The 21,285-nt window shown below is 70.2% G+C and carries 24 protein-coding genes; 16 read left to right on the forward strand and 8 right to left on the reverse strand.

All coding sequences use genetic code 11. The features are described 5' to 3' along the window. Nucleotides 1-109 precede the first annotated feature (109 nt). From FYW95_RS11945 to FYW95_RS11960, 4 genes are all read left to right on the forward strand, one after another. On the forward strand, nt 110-628 hold the full coding sequence (locus tag FYW95_RS11945) for a DinB family protein (protein WP_370462429.1): 519 nt from the start codon (nt 110-112) through the stop codon (nt 626-628). Nucleotides 629-864: 236 nt separating this feature from the next. Next, nucleotides 865-1,170, forward strand: coding sequence for a prevent-host-death family protein (locus FYW95_RS11950; RefSeq protein ID WP_159944763.1), 306 nt, complete (start codon nt 865-867; stop codon nt 1,168-1,170). After that, the gene (locus FYW95_RS11955; protein ID WP_159944764.1) at nt 1,170-1,688 is read left to right on the forward strand and encodes a type II toxin-antitoxin system RelE family toxin; all 519 of its coding nucleotides are present in this window, start codon (nt 1,170-1,172) and stop codon (nt 1,686-1,688) included. The genes FYW95_RS11950 and FYW95_RS11955 overlap by 1 nt, the downstream gene beginning before the upstream one ends. Before the next feature lie 402 nt (nt 1,689-2,090). Continuing rightward, the gene (locus tag FYW95_RS11960; protein ID WP_159944765.1) at nt 2,091-2,864 is read left to right on the forward strand and encodes an SURF1 family protein; all 774 of its coding nucleotides are present in this window, start codon (nt 2,091-2,093) and stop codon (nt 2,862-2,864) included. Here the strand turns inward: FYW95_RS11960 and FYW95_RS11965 are convergent. Both FYW95_RS11965 and FYW95_RS11970 read right to left on the reverse strand, forming a co-directional pair. Continuing rightward, nucleotides 2,840-3,238 (reverse strand): DUF3817 domain-containing protein, encoded by a 399-nt coding sequence (locus FYW95_RS11965; RefSeq protein ID WP_159944766.1) that lies wholly within the window; start codon nt 3,236-3,238, stop codon nt 2,840-2,842. The two genes, FYW95_RS11960 and FYW95_RS11965, sit on opposite strands and share 25 nt — an antisense overlap. A gap of 151 nt (nt 3,239-3,389) precedes the next feature. Then, a complete protein-coding gene (locus tag FYW95_RS11970; RefSeq protein ID WP_160050348.1) occupies nt 3,390-4,913 on the reverse strand; it encodes a glycosyltransferase family 2 protein in 1,524 nt (507 codons plus the stop codon). Nucleotides 4,914-5,288: 375 nt separating this feature from the next. Here FYW95_RS11970 and FYW95_RS11975 point away from each other — a divergent pair, with 375 nt between their 5' ends. The 3 genes from FYW95_RS11975 to FYW95_RS11985 all read left to right on the forward strand — a co-directional run bounded on the left by FYW95_RS11975 (nt 5,289) and on the right by FYW95_RS11985 (nt 7,913). Then, nucleotides 5,289-5,996 (forward strand): WbqC family protein, encoded by a 708-nt coding sequence (locus FYW95_RS11975; protein ID WP_236568020.1) that lies wholly within the window; start codon nt 5,289-5,291, stop codon nt 5,994-5,996. 95 nt (nt 5,997-6,091) lie between these two features. Continuing rightward, nucleotides 6,092-6,805, forward strand: a complete 714-nt coding sequence (locus tag FYW95_RS11980; RefSeq protein ID WP_159944768.1) for a PIG-L deacetylase family protein — start codon at nt 6,092-6,094, stop codon at nt 6,803-6,805. Between the two features lie 124 nt (nt 6,806-6,929). Continuing rightward, nucleotides 6,930-7,913 (forward strand): NAD-dependent epimerase/dehydratase family protein, encoded by a 984-nt coding sequence (locus FYW95_RS11985; protein WP_159944769.1) that lies wholly within the window; start codon nt 6,930-6,932, stop codon nt 7,911-7,913. Between the two features lie 247 nt (nt 7,914-8,160). Here FYW95_RS11985 and FYW95_RS11990 read toward each other — a convergent pair whose 3' ends face one another. After that, the gene (locus tag FYW95_RS11990) at nt 8,161-8,535 is read right to left on the reverse strand and encodes a DUF202 domain-containing protein (RefSeq protein WP_159944770.1); all 375 of its coding nucleotides are present in this window, start codon (nt 8,533-8,535) and stop codon (nt 8,161-8,163) included. Then, nucleotides 8,532-8,894, reverse strand: coding sequence for a YidH family protein (locus FYW95_RS11995; protein WP_159944771.1), 363 nt, complete (start codon nt 8,892-8,894; stop codon nt 8,532-8,534). Before FYW95_RS11995 ends, FYW95_RS11990 begins: the two co-directional genes overlap by 4 nt. 283 nt (nt 8,895-9,177) lie before the next feature. On the opposite strand from FYW95_RS11995, the gene trxA reads away from it, so the two are divergent. From trxA to FYW95_RS12030, 7 genes are all read left to right on the forward strand, one after another. Next, entirely contained in the window at nt 9,178-9,552 is a 375-nt protein-coding gene (gene trxA, locus FYW95_RS12000) for a thioredoxin (protein WP_159944772.1), read from the forward strand. Between the two features lie 599 nt (nt 9,553-10,151). Continuing rightward, entirely contained in the window at nt 10,152-11,024 is an 873-nt protein-coding gene (gene pstB / locus FYW95_RS12005) for a phosphate ABC transporter ATP-binding protein PstB (RefSeq protein WP_159945120.1), read from the forward strand. 222 nt (nt 11,025-11,246) lie between these two features. Next, a complete protein-coding gene (locus FYW95_RS12010; RefSeq protein ID WP_159945119.1) occupies nt 11,247-12,038 on the forward strand; it encodes a response regulator transcription factor in 792 nt (263 codons plus the stop codon). A gap of 403 nt (nt 12,039-12,441) precedes the next feature. Continuing rightward, nucleotides 12,442-13,572: a phosphate ABC transporter substrate-binding protein PstS gene (gene pstS, locus FYW95_RS12015; protein WP_160050349.1), complete on the forward strand. Its 1,131-nt coding sequence runs from the start codon at nt 12,442-12,444 to the stop codon at nt 13,570-13,572. 104 nt (nt 13,573-13,676) lie between these two features. After that, complete coding sequence (gene pstC / locus FYW95_RS12020; RefSeq protein ID WP_159945117.1) at nt 13,677-14,684, forward strand: phosphate ABC transporter permease subunit PstC; 1,008 nt, start codon at nt 13,677-13,679, stop codon at nt 14,682-14,684. Next, nucleotides 14,681-15,592, forward strand: a complete 912-nt coding sequence (gene pstA / locus FYW95_RS12025) for a phosphate ABC transporter permease PstA (protein WP_159945116.1) — start codon at nt 14,681-14,683, stop codon at nt 15,590-15,592. Before pstC ends, pstA begins: the two co-directional genes overlap by 4 nt. A gap of 164 nt (nt 15,593-15,756) precedes the next feature. Then, nucleotides 15,757-15,975, forward strand: a complete 219-nt coding sequence (locus tag FYW95_RS12030; RefSeq protein ID WP_159945115.1) for an EF-hand domain-containing protein — start codon at nt 15,757-15,759, stop codon at nt 15,973-15,975. A gap of 39 nt (nt 15,976-16,014) precedes the next feature. Here FYW95_RS12030 and FYW95_RS12035 read toward each other — a convergent pair whose 3' ends face one another. Further along, on the reverse strand, nt 16,015-16,743 hold the full coding sequence (locus tag FYW95_RS12035) for a spermine/spermidine synthase domain-containing protein (RefSeq protein WP_159945114.1): 729 nt from the start codon (nt 16,741-16,743) through the stop codon (nt 16,015-16,017). Nucleotides 16,744-16,836: 93 nt separating this feature from the next. Between FYW95_RS12035 and FYW95_RS28710 the strand changes: the two genes are divergently transcribed. Then, on the forward strand, nt 16,837-17,628 hold the full coding sequence (locus FYW95_RS28710; RefSeq protein WP_160050350.1) for a MerR family transcriptional regulator: 792 nt from the start codon (nt 16,837-16,839) through the stop codon (nt 17,626-17,628). A gap of 59 nt (nt 17,629-17,687) precedes the next feature. Here the strand turns inward: FYW95_RS28710 and hisG are convergent, their stop codons facing one another. From hisG to FYW95_RS12055, 3 genes are all read right to left on the reverse strand, one after another. Continuing rightward, complete coding sequence (hisG, locus tag FYW95_RS12045) at nt 17,688-18,542, reverse strand: ATP phosphoribosyltransferase (RefSeq protein WP_159945112.1); 855 nt, start codon at nt 18,540-18,542, stop codon at nt 17,688-17,690. Nucleotides 18,543-18,610: 68 nt separating this feature from the next. Further along, nucleotides 18,611-18,874, reverse strand: a complete 264-nt coding sequence (locus FYW95_RS12050; RefSeq protein WP_014913038.1) for a phosphoribosyl-ATP diphosphatase — start codon at nt 18,872-18,874, stop codon at nt 18,611-18,613. Nucleotides 18,875-18,991: 117 nt separating this feature from the next. Further along, a complete protein-coding gene (locus FYW95_RS12055; protein ID WP_160050351.1) occupies nt 18,992-19,825 on the reverse strand; it encodes an SDR family NAD(P)-dependent oxidoreductase in 834 nt (277 codons plus the stop codon). A gap of 252 nt (nt 19,826-20,077) precedes the next feature. On the opposite strand from FYW95_RS12055, the gene FYW95_RS12060 reads away from it, so the two are divergent. Next, a complete protein-coding gene (locus FYW95_RS12060) occupies nt 20,078-20,785 on the forward strand; it encodes a class I SAM-dependent methyltransferase (protein WP_159945110.1) in 708 nt (235 codons plus the stop codon). Nucleotides 20,786-21,285: the final 500 nt, after the last annotated feature.

The raw sequence follows: 21,285 nt of genomic DNA on the forward strand, positions 1-21,285 counted from the left end.
CGGAGTTCCCAAGGTTCTCCCGCATTCTCGCCAAGTGGAGGACAGAACCTGACCGCCTTGCTTCCTAGAGTCGCCGTACCGAGTCCGACACGACGCGAAGGCGATGATCATGACCGCGACGACCACCCTGGACGCCGAGCGCACCTCCCTCCTGGGGATGCTGGCCCAGCAGCGCGACTTCCTGCGCTTCACCCTCAAGGACCTGTCCGAGGAACAGGCCACCCGGCGCACCACGGTGAGCGAGCTGACCCTGGCCGGGCTGGTCAAGCACGTGGCGTCGGTCGAGCGCAACTGGATGGACTTCGTGCTCAACGGGGCGCCCGAGGTGGACTACGGGGACCCGGCCGTGTACGAGGGGCACGCCGCCACCTTCCGGCTGGTCGGGGAGGAAACCCTCGGGAGCGTGCTGGCCGACTACGAGCGCGCCGCCGAGGAGACCGAGCGGACCGTGGCCGAACTGCCCGACCTGGAGGTCAGCCACCGGCTCCCGGACGCGCCGTGGTTCCCCGAGGGCGCCTCCTGGTCGGCGCGCGACGTGCTGCTGCACATCCTGCGCGAGACCGCCCAGCACTGCGGCCACGCCGACATCCTGCGCGAGGCCCTGGACGGCCAGAAGACCATGGGCTGACGTTGGTCTCCTCCCGGAAGACCGACGGGGCGTTCCCGCCGACCGGCGGGAACGCCCCGGAAAAAGGTGGCGAGGGTCGCCTCCGCATCCCGTGTGAGTAGGGGAACGGGAAGCATCCAGGAACCCCCGATACTCAGGCGGCGGCATCACGACGGGTATCAGCGGAGGGTGCCTGAACCGTTCCTGCCCCATGTACATCCGTCGCCAATCTGTGCATTTTTCTATACAGTTGAGGCATGGCGATTCTTGAGCACACCCAGGAGATCAGCGTCACCGATGCGGCGAGACGTGGTGTCGCCGGCATCATCCACGACGCGGAACAGGGCACCGAGGTCATCGTGACCCGTCGACACGAGCCGGTCGCGGCCGTGGTCGCGTTCGCCCGTCTCGCGGAACTGGAGCAGGCGGAGGCGGATCTGAGGGATCTCGCCCTGGTCATGGCTCGGGAGCTCACGGACAGTGGACGACGCACCTCCATGGACGACGTACTGGCCGCCTTCGGTCACAGCCGCGACTCACTCGAAGAGCTCCCCGAGGACTGATGGCCGAGATCACCTTCACCGATGCCGCCCTCGACGATCTGCGACGGCTCGGCCCGGACGCCGTTCCCAAGGTCCTCAAGAAGGTTCTTCTCCTGGAGGAGAACCCAGAGGCCGGATACACCCTGGGCGGCGAACTCACGGGGTTTCGCAAACTGGTCGTCGGACGCAACACCTGGCGTGTCGTGTACCGCGTCACCGACGAGAAACGTGTGGAGATCTGCGAGGTCTGGGCCGTCGGAGCGCGAGCGGACGCCCAGGTCTACGCTGAGGCCTCCCGGAGAGTCCGAGCAGCATCGAAGGACACTCCCGCCGCCCAGAAGCTCGCGGTCGTCATCGAGCATCTCGGGAAACCAGCGGAGAGAGTGGCGCATGAACCGCCCCCCACGAGAGAACCCGTCCCGGGCTGGTTGGCCGAACGTCTGATCCACACCGTCGGCATGCCCCCTGAGAAGGTGGCCGCCCTCGATCTGGAACAGGCCGTGGACCTTTGGGCCGACTTCCGATCACGGCCACACTGACCCCGCGCTCCGCCCTCGGTGTCCAAACGCGTATCAGCGGCGCGGAACCCCACGGGAACGGCATCGGGGCGCCCCCGCCGACCGGCGGGAACGCCCCGGAAAAAGGTGGCGAGGGTCGCTTCCGCATCCCCCCTCAAAGTACGGAAGCGACCCTCGCGCCGGGAAGCGGCCAGCGACTCCTCCCCCCTGGAGTCGCGGCCTTGAAGGCCTGCCGCAGAATCGATCTTGTCGTTCCGCGTTGGTAGAGACACTACCCACCCCACCAGCGAAGAACAACCCTCAGTCACGAATAACTACTTAAAGTGATCGTCATTCCTCGGCAGGCGCAGGCCAAGCTCGTGTGGGCAGCGTCAAACCGGGGTCATGACGGGCCGCCGGGGGGGGCGCGCTTAGCCTGGTCTGGTGAGATCACCGCTCCTGAGCCCACGGTGGCTCGGCATCCACCTGCTCGCCGTTCTCGTGGCACTCGTCTGCGCCGCCGGGACCTCGTGGCAGTTCGTCCGGGCCTTCGAGCCCGACCGGGACGTCGTCACCAACCCGGTCGGGGACCTGGCCGGGGCCGTGCCCCTCGCGGACCTGCTCCAGCCCGGCGAGTACATGCACCCGGACTCCTTCGCCAACAGCGCGGTCCGGGTGAGCGGGCGCTACGACACCGACGCCCAGCTGCTGGTGCCCCGGTTCGCCGACGGGGTCAGCGGCCACGACGTGATCCTGCCCCTGGTCACCGACGAGGGCGTCGCCGTCACCGTGAACCGCGGCTGGGCCGAGGAGGGCCAGGAGCCGCCGCCCGCGCCGGAGGGGGAGGTCACCGTCTCCGGGTGGCTGCTGCCGCCGCAGGGCTCGGACATCGTGCCCGTGGAGACCGCCGAGGGCCAGGTCGAGCGGATCGCCACGTCCGTACTGGTCAACGAGTGGGACTACCGGCTCTACGAGGGTTACGTCACCCTGCCCGGGAACGACCCGGCCGCCGCCGGGCTCACCCCCGCGCCGCCGCCGGAGCCCCCCACCGGGTTCACCGTCAACTGGCGCAGCCTCAGCTACACCGTGCAGTGGGTGATGTTCGGCGTCTCCGCGATCGCCTTCTGGATCATCCTCATGCGCCGGGAACTGAAGGAGGCCCGCTCCCGGCGGGAGGAGGAGACCGCCGGGGGTCAGCCCGCGGCCACGGCCTCCTGAGCGGCCCGGTCCCGGGCCCGCTCGGACTCCACGATCCGGTGCTCCACCACGAACCCGACCACGGGGACCGTGCCCGCGAGCGCCACGCCCAGCGTGCGGGCGGCGCTCCAGCGGCGGTCCAGGGCCACCCACAGCACCACGAACACGTAGGCCATGTAGATGTAGCCGTGCGGCATCGCGATGAAGAGCATGAGCGGGGACTCGGGACCGAACCAGTGCTCCAGGCCCCGCGGCGCGCCCACCAGGGAGAACCGGGCGGTCTCCCCGACCAGGTACTTGGCGGGCATGGCCACGAAGGTCAGGCCCAGCAGGAAGATGCCGGTCACGTACGCGAGCACCCGGTACAACGCGAACGACACACGTCTCTTGTCCACGGCTGATCCACACCCCATCCGACGACTGCGGCCCGCCCGGGCGTCGCGCGAACGCGGTCTCCGCGCGGGCCAGATCAGCCTAAACGCTGTCCGGCGCCGCGGACGCCCGGGGTGGCTGGGACAGGGCGACCTCACATCGCCGCAGGCGGGATCACCTGTTGGAGACCCGGTCGGGGCTGGCCCAGCGGCCGTCGGACTCGGTGGTCCACGCCTTGGGGATCATCCGCAGCGCGAGGTAGGCGTCCACCACGCGGATGGGGAAGAACAGCAGTCCGTAGACCAGGTAGGACGGCCTGCGGCGGATGGCCGCCATGAGGCAGGTGAGCATGTAGTCGGGGACGAACAGGCCGATGGCGATGGCCAGCAGCGGCAGGAGGGCGGTCACCGCGGTGAAGGCACCGCCGATGTAGGGCAGGGCCAGCACGGGTTCACCGATGAGGGTGCCGGCCAGGACGAAGAGCCCGATCACCGAGGTGACCAGCAGCACCAGGGAGACCAGCACCACCTCCAGGATGTACAGCGCCAGGCACGCCCAGAACAGGCTGGGCCAGAACCTGTGGCGCCGGACGGTCTGCCAGAAGCCCAGCGTCCACCGGCTCACCTGCTTGTAGTAGTCCCGGAAGGTGAAGGGGTCCTGGCTGTAGGCCTTGGTGTCGGGGTCCATCGAGACCCGGCCGAGGCGCTTGTGGTGCACCTCGAAGGTCATGTTGAAGTCCTCGATCACCAGCCCCTTGGGGTTGACCTCGATCTCCCGCAGCGCCCGGGTGCGGTACACGCTGGCGAAGCCCGGCACGATGAAGGCCGTGTTGGCGTACCGCCAGGTCTGCCCGAAGCGCATGAGGTACTGGAGCATGAAGTACAGGCGGTCGCGGTAGGCGGAGATCGTGCGGCCCACGAAGGTGCGCTCGCGCGGCTTCCACTCCGAGACCACGAAGCCCGCGACGGCGGCCACCGAGGGGTCGGCGAGCTGGCGCCGGGCACCGTCCACGTAGCCGGGGTCGAGTTCGGTGTCGGCGTCCAGGATGAGCACGCCGTCGTAGTTGTCGGTCAGCGCGAACTCCTCGATGACCGCCTCGATCGCCCCGGCCTTGCCGCGGTTGGTGAGGAGTTCGAGGACGTTCACGCCGGTCTTGGCGGCGATCTCGGCGGTGGAGTCCCTTGAGGAGTCCGAGACCACGTAGACGTCCCACCGGGGGAACAGGCTCATCGCCGAGGCGATGGCCGCACCGATGACCGGCTCCTCGTTGTGCGCCGGGATGATGACGGCCAGGGAGATGTCCTCGGGGGAGGCCCGCTCCGCCGGGACCGCCGGGTCGGAGTCCTTCCCGGACGCGGCCCCGGCGGCCTCGCCCTCCCCCTCGGCCCGGACGGCCCCGCCCGCACCGACCAGGACGCGTTCGCGCGCCCTCCGGCGCACGGCGCGGGAGCGGCCCGCCGCGCGCGGTCGGACCACCGCGCGGACCGAGTCGTCGGCCAGGCGCACGAGCCCGATGACGGTCCACAGCAGCAGGTTGGCGCCGAAGGCGAGCCACAGGAACGCGTAGCCGAGGGCGCCCAGGCCCGAAGCCGCGGCCATGTCCGTCGCGAAGCCGAACCAGTAGACAAAGAGTGTGACGGCCAGGGTCAGGGCGATCAGCCCCGTCAGCAGGCCGCCGAGGAAACGTGCGGTACGCACAGCGCTGGTACCCCTCCGAGGTTCTCAGTTCCGGTCCGACATTAACCCGCAAAGTCGGTGTTAGATTGACGCCTTACGACTCCGAGAGGTTCACCCGGATTCGCGTCCTATGTAGGCCACGCAAATCGTATACACGGGCTTGTCTGAGGTGGTACCCATAAGAAGATATTTGGGAGCGGGGCTCGCGGCACTGTCGGCGACCTCCTCCCAAAAGGTACAGGTCCTAGAAAAATCCGTGCAAAGTGACCTACGGAGAGAAGGAGAATCCTCGGCGTGATCGGCGTACCGTCATCCCCCTCTCCCGATCGTGCCGGTGTCCCGGGGGACACCGGGTCAGGGAGCCGCGCCGCCGCGGGGGGCGAGCGCCCTCCCGGGATCACCGTGGCCCTCCACCAGCCGCACTACCTGCCGTGGCTGGGCCTTCTGGACAAGATCGACCGATGTGACCGCTTCGTCATCCTCGACAACGTTCAGTTCGAGCGACGGGGGTGGCAGAACCGAAACTACGTGTTAGGAGGGAAGAAACCCGTACTTCTCACCGTTCCGGTCACCCAGGGAAGCCGGGGCGACCGCATACGGGACAAGGTTGTTGACAACAGTCAGAAATGGAGGTCAAGGCACTACAAGGCACTTGCGGAACACTGTTACCGTAAGGCTCCCTACTGGAGGGACTACCGCGAGGAAATCGCCCACCTGTACGAACAGGAGTGGGAGAGCCTCACGGACCTGGCCGTCGCGACCACACGCATGCTGATGCGGGCGTTCGGAATCGACACCCCGCTGATGCTCGCCAGCGAGATCGGGGAGTTCCCCGGCCACAAGAGCGAACTCCTCGCACAGATCTGCGCCAAGGCGGGAGCCACCACCATGCTCTCCGGCGACGGAGCCAGGGACTACCTGGAGCCCGAGACCCTGCGCCGCTACGGGATCGACGTCGAGTGGCAGGAGTTCCGCCACCCCGTCTACCCGCAGCACTCGTGCGACCCGGCCGACTTCGTACCGCGCCTGTCCGCGATCGACCTTCTCCTGAATACCGGCCCGGAGGCGCTGAGCGTGCTCCGGGAGGCGAGAACCCGGAACTGATCCGCGCGGGTCCGCGATCTCCCCGTGCCACCGGGCACGGGGACGCTCCTCTCGGGAAAACCCGGTCACCCTCTAGTCAAAGGACGGAAAACGGTATGACGACGGACTGGTCCCAGGAACGCATCCTGGTCTACGCGCCCCATCCCGACGACGAGACGCTCGGCTGCGGCGGTCTCATGAGCAAGGCCAAGGCCGCAGGCGCCGAGGTGTTCGTCCAGTTCCTCACCGTCGGGGACACCGCCGACCTGTCGCCCAAGGGCTTCTCCACCGCGGAGGAGCGCTACGCGGAGATCAAGAAGGTCGCCGACCACTTCCGCTGGGACGACTGGCACATGGCCTTCCCCGGCGACCACTACCACCTGAGGCTCGACTCCGTCGCCCGGGTGGACCTCACCCAGGTGATCGAACGCGAGAGCCCGCTGTCCGTCGAGCGGCTCCGCCCGACCGTGGTGCTCGTACCGCACCGCTCCAGCTACAACCAGGACCACCAGGCCACGGCGGAGGCCGTGCACACCGCGCTGCGTCCGTCCAACACCGAGCTGCGCCACCACCCGGGGCTGGTGCTGGCCTACGAGGAGGCCGCCGACCACTGGCGCACCGACGCGCTGTGCCCGCCGAACCTCGTCGTGGAACTGGACGAGACGCACCTGGACGACAAGCTGCAGGGCATGCGGCTGTACGGCTCGCAGAGCCACCAGCACCCGCACACGCGCTCCGACCTCACCCTGCGCAGCCTCGCCGTCCTGCGGGGCATGCAGGCCGGGGTCGCGCTCGGTGAGGGGTTCCACGTCCTGCGTCACCTGGCCTGAGTCCGGCCCGAACGCGCCGCCCGCGTCCGGCGCGCCGTCTTCCACCCCCACGCGGCCCTGTCGGCCGCGCACAAACCGCCCCCCGTGACAACAACAGAGGAACATCCGTAGTGGAGGGGAAACCATGAAGGCAGTAGTCACCGGCGGAGCCGGTTTCATCGGCTCACACCTGTGCGACCACCTGGTCGCGCGGGGCGACCAGGTCACCGTGCTGGACGACCTGTCGACCGGCTCGCTGGCGAACCTGTCCTATGCCCGGAGGGCACCCGGATTCCGTTTCGTGGAAGGAGACATCCTCGACCGACAGCTCGTCGACTCCCTCGTGCGGGAGGCCGACGCCGTGTTCCACCTCGCCGCGGCGGTCGGCGTGTACAACATCGTCGACAACCCGCTGCGCTCCCTGCGGACCAACCTGCACGGCACGGAGAACGTGGTGGAGGCGGCCGTGGCGTACGGCGTGCCCTACATGGTCGCCTCGACCAGCGAGGTCTACGGCAAGAACGACGCCGACGGCCTCCATGAGAACGCCGACCGCGTCTACGGTCCGGCCACCAAGAGCCGCTGGTCCTACGCCGCGGCCAAGGGCCTGGACGAACTCGTGGCCTACGTGCACGGCCTCGAGTCCGGCGTTCCGTGCGTCATCACCCGCTTCTTCAACGTGGTCGGCCCCCGCCAGACCGGCCGTTACGGGATGGTCGTGCCCCGCTTCGTCGACCAGGCGCTGTCGGGCGAGCCCATCACGGTCTACGGCACGGGCACGCAGCGCCGCTGCTTCGGCTCGGTGTTCGACGTGGTCCCCGCCCTCCTCCGGCTGATGGACACCCCCGAGGCCTACAACCAGGCCGTCAACCTCGGCGGGCACGAGGAGGTGTCCATCAAGGGGCTCGCGGACCGGGTCGTGGAACTGACCGGTTCCAGGAGTCCGATCTCCTTCATCGACTACGAGGAGGCCTACGGCGAGGGCTACGAGGACATGCAGCGCCGCTACCCGGACACGTCTTTGGCCGCGCGCCTGATCGGTTACCGCCCCGAGCGCGACCTCAACGACATCATCCGGTCGATCGTCGAGCACCGCGACGCGGCGGACCCGCTCCCCCAACCGGTGTGATCTGAGCCGAGGTCCGGCCGGGCGCCCTCTCCGCCTCGGCTGGCCACCGCGACCGGTGTACGGGTACAGGGTCCGGGCCCGGTCCCTCTCCGTCAGGGCGGTCGTGCGTCCCGCCCACCCGTCGCCCCGCCCGTCGAGGGCAGTCGCGCCGGGTCTCCCCCCAGCCCGAACAGGGCATACGATCCGATCTCCCGCCCCGGCGGAGCAGCGGGGCCGTCCCCCCGCCGCTCCGGACCCCCACGACGGTTCAGACCCCCACCAGCACCGTCACCACCAGAACGCCACTGAGGGCCAGTACTCCCCCGCACAGGGCCGCCATCGCCCACGGGCGGGCCACGTACGAGGGCGGCCTCCCCGTCTCCGGCACCCGTGTTCCGTATCCGGTGGCGCGCCACCTCAGCCACACGTGCAGCCCCAGCACCGACGCCAGGACCAGGAGCACCCCCATCACCGCCACACGCAGTGCGGGCGGTGCCTCCGGGACCACGCCGTCACCCGGCACCAGCGAACCGCGCAGGAACAGCAACCCCACCACGACCATCAGGGCGAGCGTGCGCTGCCAGGCCATGAGTGTGCGCTCGGGCTGCATCCCGGGGTCGTCGCGTTCGACGGGACTGGTCACAGCAGGTGCCCCAGCAGTACCAGTGCACACACCAAACCCACCGCGAAGGTGGTGACCAGCGGTAGCAGGCTGAGTTTCAGAACCCCGCCGCGGCTCATGATCCGCTGTACGCGATACCAGCGCAGCGGGGCGTAGACGGTGATGAACCCGGCCAGCCCCGCCAGCAGCAGGCCGACCAGGGTGCGCGGCGCGTCGGCCCAGCCGAGCGGGAGCAGGTGCAGGACCGCCACGGCACCGGCGAGGAGGGCCAGGGCGGTGCGGACCCAGGCCAGGAAGGTGCGCTCGTTGGCGAGGGTGAACCGGTAGTCGACGGGTCCGCCGCCGTCCCCCGCGTCCTCCCCGCGCGTCCGGGAAGACATCCAAGCACCCCCTCTAGCAGGAACTTCACCCGTTCGGCCACCAGGCGGAACGGGAACTACCATGCTGGTCCCGTGCCCTTCACGTCGACACTAGCCGTCGCCCGTCTTTCCTCCCAAACCGGTATGCACCACGTGTTTGACCGGAAAAGGTTCAGCTGGCGGCACGGCCGACCGCCCCCGGCGAGGCATACGGAACAAACGAACGGGCACGACCGCTGTAGCACTCAGAGATGGCGGTTGGCCGACGGTCGACACCAACCAACCAAGAGATACAGGAGACCACGTGCCCACGGTCGAGCTCACCAAGGACAACTTCGCGGAGACGCTGAAGGACAACGACTTCGTCCTCATCGACTTCTGGGCGGACTGGTGCGGTCCCTGCCGGCAGTTCGCCCCGGTGTTCGAGTCCTCCTCGGAGAAGCACACCGACATCGTGCACGCCAAGGTGGACACCGAGGCGCAGCGCGAACTCGCCTTCGAGTTCAAGATCCAGTCCATCCCGACCCTGATGATCGTCCGCGAGCGCACGGTCATCTACAACGAGCCCGGGGCACTGCCCTCCGAGGCTCTGGAGAGCCTGATCACCCAGGCCCGGGAACTGGACATGAACGAGGTCCACCAGAAGGTCGCCGAGCAGAGCGGCGAGTCCCAGGAGTAGCGGCTCCCCGCACACACGGACCACCGGCGCGCCCCGGACGCCCCGCCAGCGGCGGCGGGCGCCCGGGACGCGCCGCCGCGCTCCCGCGCCCCGCGCTCAGGCCCGCGTGCGCCCGCGCGGCCCCGGGATCGCGTGCCCGGCCGCCGGGGGCCGCACCCCGGAGGGGCCGGAGTGCGGCTCCGGGCGGCCGGGGGGTAGACTCCCGGCGCACGGTCACGGTACGGCCCCCGACCACGGCGTGCCCCTCCACGGGAGGAGCTCCGGCGGGATACCGCCAGAGGCGGCGAAAGGTCACCAACGGGTTCGAACCCGGTCACCTTGCCCCGTTCCTCCGTGTAGCGCGGCGCACGGTCCGCCGAGCGGCTCCGGGCGCCCCGCGTCCCGGTGACGCAGGGCATGTCGGAGCCTTCCGACAGCTTTGAGTGACCGACGGGCAACGCCCAGCGTCCGCCAAGCCTCCCGAGTCCACCGCCCACGTTCACCTCCGTCATGGGGTTCGTTCACCCGTGCTTCACGTGGGCATATTTGTATGGGTTCGACCGCGCTGTGCGGCTCCGGCCGCTCTCTGCGCATGCACAGTCCGACCCGGAAGTGGCCTCATGTCTGTCAGCAACACCGCCTCCCCTCGCGGCACCGAGTCCGGTCGCGGCGTCGCCCCCGACACCGTCCGGTACAACCGTGAGGTTCCCGACCTGGGCGAGCCCGTCTTCGACGTCTCCGGCCTGTCCATCTACTACGGCAGCAACAAGGCCGTGCGCGACGTGGACATGAAGGTGGGGCCCCGCCAGATCACCGCGATGATCGGCCCCTCGGGCTGCGGCAAGAGCACCGTCCTGCGCACCCTCAACCGGATGAACGACCTCATCCCCGGCGCCCGCATCGAGGGCAGGGTGACCTACCACGGCGAGGACCTGTACGCCGCCGAGGTCGACCCCATCGAGGTCCGCCGCCGGATCGGCATGGTCTTCCAGAAGCCGAACCCCTTCCCCAAGTCGATCTACGACAACGTGGCCTACGGCCCGCGGATCAACGGCGTGCGCGGCAACATGGACGACCTGGTCGAGGAGACCCTGACCAAGGCCGCGCTGTGGGACGAGGTCAAGGACAAGCTCAAGGAGAGCGCCTTCGCCCTCTCCGGCGGCCAGCAGCAGCGCCTGTGCATCGCCCGCACCATCGCGGTCAACCCCGAGGTGATCCTGATGGACGAGCCCTGCTCGGCGCTCGACCCCATCGCGACCCTCAAGATCGAGGACCTGATGTACGAGCTGGCCAGCGAGTACACCATCGTCATCGTCACCCACAACATGCAGCAGGCGGCCCGCGTCTCCGACCGCACGGCCTTCTTCACCGCCGGTGTGGACGAGGGGGGCGAGCGCTACGGCAGCCTCGTGGAGTTCGACGAGACCGCCAAGATCTTCAGCAAGCCCGCCGACCAGCGGACCGAGGACTACATCAGCGGTCGCTTCGGCTAGACCGAACACCCGACCGCCCGGTCAGCCGCGAGGGGTGACGGGGGCGGTCTCCCAGGACAGGCAGCACGTCTACTGGCTCGCTCCACTTCCCGGCGAGGCGCCCGAGTGGCCGCACCGGGCTCCGGCGGACGGGTCCCGCGGAAAACTCCGGGGGTCCCGACCGGCCGGAGGAGCGGCCCGGGACCCTCATCTCCCGTTCCTTCGACGAAGTGGACCCTCCCCATGCCCGCGCTCACACCGTCCGCCGCCGTTCCGTTCCCGGGTGTCCCGGTCGAGGACGAGCCGGTGGAGCGCGCGGAGCGGCCGGAGGGCCCGCTGCGCGTACTGCTGGTGGAGCCGGAGTCGGAGCAGTCCCACCAGCTGGTGCTGTCGCTGAGCGGCCACGACGTGGACATCACCGTGTGCGTCGACGGCGCCGAGGCCCTGCTGCGGGTGGGCATGATGCGGCCGGACACCCTGGTGACCAGCGCGACCCCGCCCGAGGTGGATCTGGAGACGCTGGTGCGGGTGACCCGGCGGGCCACGGAGATCCCGATCCTCATCGGGGTGGGCCCCGGTGACTCCCAGCGGGCGATGCGCGCGCTGGCGGCCGGAGCCACCGCCTGTGTGAACCGCCCCTACCGGATCCCGGAGCTGGCGGCCCTGCTGCGCGGCTCCCTGCCGGGCGCGGACGGCGGCGGCCACGACGCGTCCGCCTCCCCGACCGCGCTGCGCTCGGGCGCGCTGGAACTGGACGCCCTGGGACACCGCCTGTTCGTGGACGGCAACCCGGTCAACCTGGCGCTGCGGGAGTTCGGGATCATGGACTTCCTGCTCAGGCACAGCGGCAGGGTGGTGAGCCGCGAGGAGTTGTGGACCGAGGTCTGGCACAAGCCGCTGCCCCCGGTGAACAACACCATCGCCGTGCACATCCGCCGCCTGCGGCACAAGCTGGGCGACTCCGAGTCCCAGCCCAGGTTCATCCACACCGTCCGCGGAATCGGCTACCGCCTGGACACAGCGAACAGCTCCTGAGCCCGGAGGAGAACGAGCCCGAAAAAGCACGAACCCCCCACAGGGTCCTCCGGTGAACACCGGAGTGGCCCGCTGTTCATGTTCGCGTCATTTGCCCCGCCAACGAACGCGAAGGTGAATCATCGGATAATCGACCCCGTCATCTTCGTTGCCGGAGGTCCACCGCGGAGTTCCCGTGGCCGTGATCATACCCGCAGGTCATCACGGTGCGTGGAAGAGACATGACAGCCCTGGTCAGAGCCGGGAACACGCGGCCGTTATCCAATGGTTACCTCCATTCACCCTGCATTCACCCGGGTTCTACCAGTGCGCCTTCATTTCGATGTTGCCACGTCTTTCGCCACGCTTACTGTCGTTTCACGTCAGCCCCGACAGCGGTGATTTTCACGAGGAGAACTACGACATGCGCAACGGGCGTTCCAAGCTCGCCGTCCTGGCGGCCATCCCCCTGCTCGCGGCGGCGTGCAGCAGCGGCGGCGACGGCACCAACGACGCCGGTGACGGTTCCAACGGCGGGGGCGGCGACCTCAGCGCCTCTCTGACCGGAGCCGGGGCCAGCTTCCCCGACCCCCTCTTCCAGGACTGGATCTACACCTACTCCAACGACGTCCAGCCCGGCGTCAGCATCAACTACCAGAGCGTCGGCTCCGGTGCCGGTGTGGAGCAGTTCCTGGAGCAGACCGTCGACTTCGGCTCCTCCGAGGAGCCCCTGAGCGACGAGGACCTCGCCGCCGCCGCCGAGGCCCGCGGTTGCAAGGCCGTGCAGTTCCCCGTCGTCTTCGGCGCGGTCGTGATCGCCCTCAGCAACCCGGACCTGGACGGCCTCGTCCTGGACGCCGAGACCATCGCGGCCATCTACGACCGCGAGATCACCACCTTCGACGACCCGGCCATCGCCGAGCTCAACCCGGACATGGACCTGCCCGACGACGAGATCGTCCCGGTCCACCGCTCCGACGGCTCCGGCACCACCTACGTGTTCTCGCACTACCTGAGCACCGAGGTGGAGTCCTGGGCCGACAAGTACGGCGAGGGCAAGGAGCTGGACTGGGCCGACGGCCTGGTCGGCGGCCAGCAGAACGACGGTGTCGCCCAGGGCATCACCCAGAACCCGGGCGGCCTGGGCTACGTGAACCAGTCCTTCGCCCAGGAGGCTGACCTGGCCGTCGCCCACATCGTCAACGAGGACGGCAACCCGATCGAGCCGACCCTGGACGCCACCATCGCCGCGTCCGAGGAGGCCGAGATCCCGGAGAACTTCCAGTTCTCCATCGACAACATCGGCGGCGAGGGCTACCCGATCGCCGGTTCGAACTGGATCTTCACCTACACCTGCGGTTACGACCAGGCCAACGCCGACGCGATCATCGACTTCTGGACCTGGGCCCTGACCGACGAGTCCGCCCGTGAGCTGGCCGGCGAGCTGGGCTACGCCCCGCTGGGCGAGGGCCTGACCGACCGCGTCGTGGCCGAGCTGGAGAAGACCAACTCCGAGAACGGCGGTGACGCCGGCGCCGAGGAGGGCGAGGAGTAAGTCGCCCCGCGGGGCCGGGGGCGCCTCCCCGGCCCCGCACCCCGCACCGCCCCGGCGGTGCGTTCCGCTCTCCACTCCCCACGAAAGCCACAGAGGAGAAGCCCATGTCCACCGAGGCCCGCGAGGCCCCCCAGGCCCCCGAGGACTCCCAGCGGGGGACACTCCACTCCGGCAGGGGGCGCTTTGCCGACCCGGTCTTCAAGTGGATCGTCGCGGTCTGCGGCACCACCGTCCTGATCATCCTGGCGCTGATGGTCATCCGGACCACCAGTGAGGCCTGGCCGGTCTTCGCCAAGGAGGGTTTCTTCGGCTTCCTCCTCGGGGAGAGCTGGAACCCGGGCGGCTCCCGTACCGAGATCACCGGAACCTACGGCGCCTGGCCCTTCATCTACGGCACCATGATCACCTCGGTGATCGCGATCGCCATCGCCCTGCCGCTGTCGGTCATGGTCGCCGTCTACCTGACCCACCTGGCCCCGCGCCGCCTCGCCAAGCCGCTCTCCTACACGGTGGAGCTGCTCGCCGCGGTGCCCAGCGTCATCTTCGGCCTGTGGGGCCTGCACTGGTTCCTCCCGAACGTGCTGCGCCCCTTCTTCGACGGGCTCGAGGCCGTCCTCGGCTGGTTCTTCCTCTTCGAGGGCCCGGTGCGCGGCGTCGGCTACCTGCCCGCCGGCATCGTGCTGGGCATCATGATCCTGCCGATCATGACCGCGATCATCCGCGAGGTGGTCGCCGTCCAGCCAGTCGAGCAGCAGATGGCCGCCTACGCGCTGGGCTCCACCCGGTGGGAGGTCATCACCAAGGTGATCCTTCCCGCCAGCTTCTCCGGGATCGTGGCCGCCGCCATGCTGGGCCTGGGCCGCGCCCTGGGCGAGACCATCGCCGTGCTCATGCTGATCGGCGGCTCCCAGTCCTGGGGCGCCAGCCTGTTCGGCACCGGCAGCAGCATGGCCTCGCACATCGCCGCGACCTTCGGCGAGTCCTCGCCGGAGAGCCGTATCGCGCTGATGGCGATCGGCGTCGCGCTGTTCCTGGTCACGATGATCGTCAACATCCTGGCCCGCGTCATCGTCTGGCGCCTCGGGCAGATCACGGGAGACGCCGCCGTATGAGCACCGCAACCACCACACCCCCGGCTTCCCGCCACACCCCGCTGAGCCAGCGCTCGCCCGGTTCCGGTGTGCGCAGGATCAAGGACCGCGCGGCCTCCGTGCTGCTGACCGCCGCCATGGTCGTGGCGATGATCCCGCTGATCCTCATCATCTTCGAGGTCACCCGGCGCGGCATCGGCGTGGTCAACCTGGACTTCCTCACCCAGACCGAACCTCCGCCCCGGCGCGAGGGCGGCGGGTACGCGGCCGGGTTCGTCGGCACGCTGTACATCATGGCCCTGGCGATCCTGATGTCGATCCCGTTCGGTATCGCCACCGCCGTCTACATCGTGGAGTACGGCCCCAACCGCCTGACGAGGGTGATCCGCTTCTTCACCGACGTGATGACGGGTATCCCCTCCATCTTCGTCGGCCTGTTCGTGTACGGCCTGCTGGTGATCGGCTGGGGCGGTCTGGGCTTCGGCACCTTCACGGGCGCGGTGGCCATCGCGGTGATGATGCTGCCGATCGTGACCCGCTCGGCGGAGGAGATGCTGCGCCTGGTCCCCAACGAGATCCGCAACGCCAGCTACGGCCTGGGCGCGCGCAAGTGGCAGACCATCGTGCACACGGTGCTGCCCGCGGCCGCCCCGGGTCTGACCACGGGTTCGATGCTGGCGGTCGCGCGCGGTATCGGTGAGACCGCCCCGCTGCTGATGACCGCCTTCGGCTCGGGTCTGATCGTGACCGCGTTCCAGGGCGAGGCCCAGGGCGCCGTGCCCATGCAGCTGTACCGGGGCGCCATGCAGCCCTTCGAGGCCGGTATCGACCGCGCCTGGGGCGCCGCCCTGTGCCTGTTCCTGCTGGTCCTGCTGTTCACCGTGATCGCGCGGTGGATCGGCTCCCGGGCCTCGGTGGGCAACCGCTAGGCCGGTACCTCCGCCTTCTCTCCGGGGCCGTGCGCCGAGCGCACGGCCCCTGTCGTCTTCCCGGACCCGAGCCGTCCCACCGCTTCCACCAAGCACATCCGCACCGATAGCCTTGCGCCGAACCGCGCTCCCCGCGCCCCGAACCCCCTGGAGAGGGACACCAGATGCCCGACACCAACGAGTACGCGGCGACCTTCGGGTTCGTCGACGCCGACAGCGACGGACGCATCTCCGCCCAGGAGTACGCCGACCTGATGCACCGTCTGGGCGACACCTGCACCGAGGCCCAGGCCGAGCGGGCCATCGAGGTGATGGACCAGGACGGCGACGGCCTGATCACCCTGGACGAGTTCACCGCCTACATGGCCCGTGCCGAGGGCTGAGCGGCCTTCCCGGGCCGGCGCACGGGCGCGGGAGCTCCCTCAGCGGGGCTCGCGCGCCAGGTAGACCGTGTCGGGTACGCCCCGGGCGACGGGGACCTCGACGACCTCCACCGAGGCGAACCGCCGTCGCAGCGAGGCCTCGAAGACCGGCACGGCGTTGGCGCTCCAGAAGGCCAGTACGCCGCCCGGCGCGAGCAGGCGGGTGAGGCGGTCCAGGCCGGGGGCCTCGTAGAGGCGGTTGTTGGCCTCCACCACCGTCCAGTCGGGCCCGTTGTCGGTGTCCAGGCAGATCACGTCGTAGCGGGCGGGCCGCTCGGCGGAGGCGGCCGCCTCCAGCCAGGCCACGATGTCGGCGTTGACCACCCGGCAGCGCGGGTCCCGGTGCACGTACTCGGCCGCCTCCCCGAGCTCACCGTCGTGCCAGGCGATCACCTGGGGTTCGAGCTCCACGACCTCCACCAGGGACACCCTGGGGTGGTCCAGCGCCTCGCGCGCGGAGAAGCCCACGCCCAGCCCGCCGATGAGCACGCGCGAGCGCGAGCGCCCGGCGGGCAGCGCGGCCAGGCTGGCCCGCACCATCTCGCGCTCGGAGGTGCCGTCACGGGTGTCCATGAGGAACAGGCCGTTGGAGTAGATCTCGTAGTGCGCGCCCACCCGGCGCAGCACGAGGTCGCCGCCGGTCTCCCCGGTCACCCTGGCCAGCGTGACCGCCTCGCCCTCGGGGGCGTGGGGGCCGGTCGCGGGGGTGTCTGGAGTTCGCTGGTTCATCCCCACATTCTGCCCGGGCGGCCCCGGGCCGCGGCGCCCGTCGTCGGAGGGCGCGCTTGACCCTCCCCTCGGGGGAGGCCCCACAGTGGAACCATGCTTCCCATCGGTGCCTTCAGTCAGCTCACCGGCCTGTCCGCCAAGACCCTTCGCCACTACCACGCGCACGGCGTCCTGGTGCCCGCGCGCGTGGACGGGGACACCGGATTCCGCTGGTACACCGTCGACCAGGTCGGGCGCGCCGAGCGGATCGCCGCCCTGCGCCGCACGGGGCTGGGCCTGGACGACGTCCGCCGGGTGGTGGACGACCCGGGTCTGGCCCCGGAGGTGCTCCACCGGCACACCCGGGATCTGGAGCGGCGCCGCCGGGAGGAGGACCGGGCGCTGGCGGCGGCGCCCGCCGTCCTGGCGTGGGAGCCGCGGGTGCGGGTCCGGCCCCGGGAGGCGTGCACGGCGCTCACGGCGGTGGCCGGGGAGTACGGAGAGGAGTACGACACCGCCCGCGTGACCGCCGACGCCGCCGCGCTCGCGGACGCGCTCACCGGCCTGGCGGAGGAGCACGGCTGGGGCGTCCGGGGCCGGTGGTGGCGTGCACTGGAGCCGGTGGCCGGAAGCGGGGGCTCGCGGGCGGCGGTGCGGGTGTGCCTGCCGGTGGCCGCCGCGGGCGCCCCCGAGCCGCCTCCGGGCGTGGAGGTCGCGGAGTACGGGGAGGGGAGGGAGTCCTACCTGGCGCTGCCGGGACCGGAGACCCTCGGCGGCTACGCCCTGGCGCTGTCCCACCTGTTCCGACACGAGGTCGACGGCGTGTTCCCCGACATCGGCCTGCTGCGGCACACGGACGTCGACGGGGGCGTGGAGTTCGCCATGGGACTGCGCCCGCTGGAGTGACCCGGGGCCCGCGGCCGAGAGGCCGCGGGCCCCGGGTGCGCCCTGGGGCGTGTGCCCGCCTACAGGCGGCAGGCGTAGATGTCGGTGACCAGGATGGCGCGGGCGCCGAGCTGCCACAGGTCGTCCATGATGCGCTGGGCGTCCCTGCGCGGCACCATCGACCGGACCGCGACCCAGCCCTCCCGGTGCAGCGGGGAGACCGTCGGCCCCTCCATGCCCGGGGTGAGCGCCACCGCCGACTCCAGCCGCTCGGCGTGCACGTCGTAGTCCATCATCACGTAGTCGCGGGCGACCAGGACGCCGCGCAGGCGGCGCAGCAGCGTGTCGAACCGGGGGTCCTCCTCGGCTTCGGTGGGCCGGATGACCACCGCCTCCGAGACCAGGATCGGCTCACCGAAGGTCTCCATGCCCGCCTGGCGCAGGGTGGTGCCGGTGGAGACCACGTCGGCCACCGCGTCGGCGACGCCGAGCTTGACGGAGCTCTCCACCGCGCCGTCCAGGTGGATGACCCGGGCGTCGACGCCCTGCTCCTCCAGGTAGGAGCGCAGCAGGCCGTCGAAGGAGGTGGCGATGCGCTTGCCGTCCAGGTCGGCGACCTTCATGCCCGCGCCGCCCGGGGCCGCGAAGCGGAAGGTGGAGCCGCCGAAGCCCAGCGGGAGGACCTCCCTGACCGGGGCCCCGGAGTCGAGCAGCATGTCGCGGCCGGTGATCCCGGCCTGGAGCATTCCCTCGCCGACGTAGACGGCGATGTCCTTGGGGCGCAGGAAGAAGAACTCGGTGTCGTTGTCGGGGTCGACCATGACCAGGTCGCGGCTGCTCTTGCGCTGCCGGTAACCGGCCTCGCGCAGCATCTCCACGGCCGGCTCGGAGAGCTGACCCTTGTTGGGCACGGCGATTCTCAGCATGTCGGGCATGTTCGTGCTTTCTTGGCTCGCGGGAACGGGGACGTCGGGGGCCGGAACGCGCGAGGGTGCGCGCCGACCTACAGATGCTTGTAGACGTCCTCGAGGCGCAGGCCGCGGGCCAGCATCAGGACCTGGAGGTGGTAGAGGAGCTGGGAGATCTCTTCGGCGGCCTGCTCGTCCGATTCGTACTCGGCGGCCATCCAGACCTCCGCGGCCTCCTCGACGACCTTCTTGCCGATGGCATGGACACCGGCGTCGAGTTGGGCGACGGTCCCGGACCCCTCGGGGCGGGAGCGCGCCTTCTCGGACAGCTCGGCGAACAGCTCTTCGAAGGTCTTCATGGCGTCTTTCGTCGACCGGCAGATGCCCTACCAGGGTAGGCGCTCCGGCGGTCCGATGCCGCAACGGAGCACCGGTGTCTCAGCATGTGGGCGGCGGGGTGCGCCACACCGGGGCGCTCAGTAGAACCTGCGGGCGGCGGCGCGGACGACCGGTTTGGGCAGGAAGCGCAGGATGCCCGTGGCGGCCTTGTACTGGGCGCCGGGGACGACGCTGGAGTGCCCGGCGGCCCAGGCGGCGAGGGACTCGCGCACGACCCGTTCCTTGGCGACGAACGCGAACGCCGGCATCCCGCTCTCCTGGACGCCCAGGGTCATGTCGGTGCGCACGAAGCCCGGCAGGACGGCGGTGACGTGCACGCCGTGCTCGCGGACCTCCGCGGCCACGCTCTCGCTCCACAGGGTGACGAACTTCTTGCCCGCGCCGTACACCGAGCCGCCGGGGTTGGAGGTGACCTCGCCCGCGACGGAGGAGACGTTGATGACGCCGAGCCTGGACCGGGTCCGGCCCGCCCCGCGCCGGGAGATCTGCACCGGCAGCACGGCGCGGGCGAGATGGAGGACGGCGCGCACGTTGAGGTCGAGCATGGCGTCGATCTCCGCCGGGCCCTGTTCGACGAAGGGGCCGCCGTCACCGCGCCCGGCGTTGTTGACGAGCAGGTCGATCGGGGCCTCGTCGCCGCTGCCGTCGGCTCTCAGGCGCTCGGCCACACGGGCCAGGCCCTCGTCGGTGCCCAGGTCGGCGGGCAGCGTCCGGGCGCCGATCCCGTAGCGGAGGGAGAGCTCCTCGGCCAGGGCTTCGAGCACCTCCGCCCGCCGGGCCACGAGGACCAGGGAGTAGCCGCGTTCGGCCAGCCTGCGGGCGTACTCCTCCCCGATCCCGCTGGAGGCGCCGGTGACCAGTGCGGTCCGGGGGTGGGCGGGGGTCTGGGGGATGCTGGCCGCTTCGTTCATGTGTCCCAGGTTAGGCCGTCGGGTGAAGAACGGCCGGTGGTCGGACGGCGGGCGGGTGACGGCCGGAGCGGGGCCGGGGGCGGTCGGGCGGCGGGACCCGGTGACGGCCGGGGAAAGCCCCGGTCCGGGGGCCCGTCGCGCGGTCTCCGGGCCCTCCGGGGCCCGGGCCCGGAGGCGGGCCGGTCCGGTGTTTTACCGGAGCGTCGCCGCGCCGACTCCCGCGGAGAGGCCGCGAGGCGTTAGCGTTCGGGTATGTCCGAGACACACAGCCCCGCCGGACCCTTCTCCTCCCTGAGGTTGGACGAGCGCCTGCGTGACACCCGACTGTTCGTGGCCCAGGCGCTGCGCACCTTCCACGCCACCGGCTCCGTCGTCCCGAGCAGCGGCGCCCTGGCGCGCGCGATGGCCGAGTACGTGCGGCGCCGCCCCGACCCCGACCGACCTCTGCGCATCCTGGAGGCGGGCGCGGGCACGGGCGCGATCAGCCGCGGGATCGCCGCCGAGATGCTCCCCGGGGACACCCTGGACCTGGTGGAGGCCAACCCGGAGTTCGCCGCCCACGTCGAAGGCCTGCTGAAGACGGACGCGGTCCTGTCCCGGGTGGGCGACAGCGCGCGCGTGCACGCCAAGCTCGTCAACGACATGGGCACGGACCGTTCCTACGACGTGATCGTGTCGGGTCTGCCGTTCGCCAACTTCACCGCCGACGCCGTCCGGGAGATCCTCGACTACTACTTCGAGGTCCTCGAACCGGGCGGCACCCTGTCCTTCTACGGCTACCTGTACACCAAGGAGGTCAAGGCGGTCATCGCCCGCCGCGAGGACTACCTGCGCCAGGTGCGCACGAGCTGGCTGGTGCAGGAGTGGATCGACCGCTACGGCATCGGCTCCGAGAGGGTGTTCGCCAACATCCCGCCCGCGTGGGTGCACCACCTGCGCAAGCCCGAGAAGACCTCCTGAACCCTTCCGACACCTTCCGGGCCCGTCACGACCGTGGCGGGCCCTTCGTCGTTCCGGCCGCAGGGGTCCGGACCGGGATCCGCCCACAGGCTGTGGACGACCTCCCCAGCCCCCGACGGCCCGGGTGTGCCCCACCCCACGCCCGGTGCCCGCGGAGGGCGCCGGGGCGCTCCTCCGCCGCGGATCGCCGCAACCGCACGTGATCGCGCGATCGCGCGGACGCGAACGTACGACCGCACTGTCCGTTTGCGATGGATTCGTGACCTCGATCACTGGAACTTGGTGTCGCAGGCACGGGCGGGGCGCGGGTAGTCTCGCGTTGACTTCGTGCGGACCGGTTCTTTACGTTCGGGCAGAACTCACTGCCCGCAGGCACGTGAAAAGTCCCCAGGGCTTCTCTTCACCCCCTGAAGCCCGCTCCGCGCCACAAGCACCGCGCACCTTTTCCACACCGCACCAGTGTGAACCACCACCGTGCGCGCGGAATCCTACAGATCATC

Source organism: Nocardiopsis sp. FR4 (assembly GCF_009830945.1).
In the GTDB taxonomy this organism is placed as follows: Bacteria; Actinomycetota; Actinomycetes; order Streptosporangiales; family Streptosporangiaceae; genus Nocardiopsis.